This is a genomic window from Gordonia sp. HS-NH1, from assembly GCF_001418765.1.
Lineage (GTDB): Bacteria > Actinomycetota > Actinomycetes > Mycobacteriales > Mycobacteriaceae > Gordonia.
Genome location: NZ_LIYC01000086.1, coordinates 1 through 2,708, shown reverse-complemented (window position 1 = coordinate 2,708; position 2,708 = coordinate 1). Strand labels below are relative to the sequence as shown.

Sequence of the window (2,708 nt, the reverse complement as noted above, 5' to 3'; positions counted from 1 at the left end):
ATAGCGGACTAGTACCGTGAGGGAAAGGTGAAAAGTACCCCGGGAGGGGAGTGAAATAGTACCTGAAACCGGACGCTTACAATCCGTCAAAGCCTGTGCACCCTTGTGGTNGCTTACAATCCGTCAAAGCCTGCGCGTAGTTTACTGCGGTGGGTGATGGCGTGCCTTTTGAAGAATGAGCCTGCGAGTTAGTGCTCGGTGGCGAGGTTAACCCGTGTGGGGTAGCCGTAGCGAAAGCGAGTCTGAATAGGGCGTTTGAGTCGCCGGGTCTAGACCCGAAGCGGAGTGATCTACCCATGGCCAGGGTGAAGCGTCGGTAAGACGTCGTGGAGGCCCGAACCCACTTCAGTTGAAAATGGAGGGGATGAGTTGTGGGTAGGGGTGAAAGGCCAATCAAACTCCGTGATAGCTGGTTCTCCCCGAAATGCATTTAGGTGCAGCGTCACATGTTTCTTACTGGAGGTAGAGCTACTGGATGGCCGATGGGCCCCACAGGGTTACTGACGTCAGCCAAACTCCGAATGCCGGTAAGTGAGAGTGTGGCAGTGAGACTGCGGGCGATAAGGTTCGTAGTCGAGAGGGAAACAGCCCAGATCGCCGGCTAAGGCCCCTAAGCGTGTACTAAGTGGAAAAGGATGTGGGGTCGCGAAGACAACCAGGAGGTTGGCTTAGAAGCAGCCACCCTTGAAAGAGTGCGTAATAGCTCACTGGTCAAGTGATCCTGCGCCGACAATGTAGCGGGGCTCAAGTACACCGCCGAAGCCGCGGCACTCACATTTTGCCCGTCGGAGCCTTACGGGGTTCCGNCCGAAGCCGCGGCACTCACATAAGCCCGCCTTCTGCCTACGGGTGGTTGGCCAGGTGTGTGGGTGGGTAGGGGAGCGTCCTGCATCCGTGGAAGCTACAGAGTGATCTAGTGGTGGAGGGTGTGGGAGTGAGAATGCAGGCATGAGTAGCGAAAGCAGAGTGAGAAACTCTGCCGCCGAATGACCAAGGGTTCCTGGGCCAGGCTAATCCGCCCAGGGTGAGTCGGGACCTAAGGCGAGGCCGACAGGCGTAGTCGATGGACAACGGGTTGATATTCCCGTACCCGTGTATCCGCGCCCATGCTGAATCAGTTGTACTAACCATCCTGATCCTCACGAGAGTGCCTTCGGGTGCCGAGTTGGGGTGATGCATGGGACCTTGGCTGGTAGTAGGCAAGCGATGGGGTGACGCAGGAAGGTAGTGGGGCCAGTCAGTGGTTGTACTGGTGTAAGCCTGTAGGGCGAGCGATAGGCAAATCCGTCGTTCATGAAGCCTGAGAGGTGATGCGTAGCCGTTGCGGTGAATTCCATGATCCTATGCTGCCGAGAAAAGCCTCTAGTGAGTTGGTACACGGCCCGTACCCCAAACCAACACAGGTGGTCAGGTAGAGAATACTAAGGCGATCGAGAGAACTGTGGTTAAGGAACTCGGCAAAATGCCCCCGTAACTTCGGGAGAAGGGGGACCCATCCTGGTGACGGCATTTACTGCCTGAGCTGGTGTGGGTCGCAGAGACCAGAGAGAAGCGACTGTTTACTAAAAACACAGGTCCGTGCGAAGTCGTAAGACGATGTATACGGACTGACGCCTGCCCGGTGCTGGAAGGTTAAGAGGACCGGTTAGTCACCTTGGTGGCGAAGCTGAGAATTTAAGCCCCAGTAAACGGCGGTGGTAACTATAACCATCCTAAGGTAGCGAAATTCCTTGTCGGGTAAGTTCCGACCTGCACGAATGGCGTAACGACTTCTCTGCTGTCTCAACCACAGACTCGGCGAAATTGCAGTACGAGTAAAGATGCTCGTTACGCGCGGCAGGACGAAAAGACCCCGGGACCTTCACTATAGCTTGGTATTGGTGTTCGGTTCGGTTTGTGTAGGATAGGTGGGAGACTGTGAAGTGGGCACGCCAGTGTTCATGGAGTCGTTGTTGAAATACCACTCTGATCGTATTGGACTTCTAACCTCGGACCCTGATCGGGTTCAGGGACAGTGCCTGGTGGGTAGTTTAACTGGGGCGGTTGCCTCCTAAAAGGTAACGGAGGCGCCCAAAGGTTCCCTCAGCCTGGTTGGCAATCAGGTGTTGAGTGTAAGTGCACAAGGGAGCTTGACTGTGAGACGTACATGTCGAGCAGGGACGAAAGTCGGGACTAGTGATCCGGCACCGGCAAGTGGAAGCGGTGTCGCTCAACGGATAAAAGGTACCCCGGGGATAACAGGCTGATCTTCCCCAAGAGTCCATATCGACGGGATGGTTTGGCACCTCGATGTCGGCTCGTCGCATCCTGGGGCTGGAGTAGGTCCCAAGGGTTGGGCTGTTCGCCCATTAAAGCGGCACGCGAGCTGGGTTTAGAACGTCGTGAGACAGTTCGGTCTCTATCCGCCGCGCGCGTAAGAAACTTGAGGAAACCTGTCCCTAGTACGAGAGGACCGGGACGGACGAACCTCTGGTGTGCCAGTTGTCCCGCCAGGGGCACTGCTGGTTAGCTACGTTCGGAAGGGATAACCGCTGAAAGCATCTAAGCGGGAAGCCTGTTCCAAGATGAGGTTTCTCACCCCCTTTTGCGGGGTTAAGGCCCCCTACAGACCATGGGGTTGATAGGCCAGAACTGTACGCACAGCAATGTGTTCAGGTGACTGGTACTAATCGGCCGAGGACTTACCAACAACACCCACAACATCACCA

1 rRNA gene (running past one end of the window) is annotated in these 2,708 nt (G+C 55.8%); it reads left to right on the top strand.

The window, feature by feature from the left end:
• A 23S ribosomal RNA gene (locus AMD30_RS24855) occupies positions 1–2,689 on the top strand; it begins 647 nt to the left of the window's first position.
• Positions 2,690–2,708 lie beyond the last annotated feature (19 nt).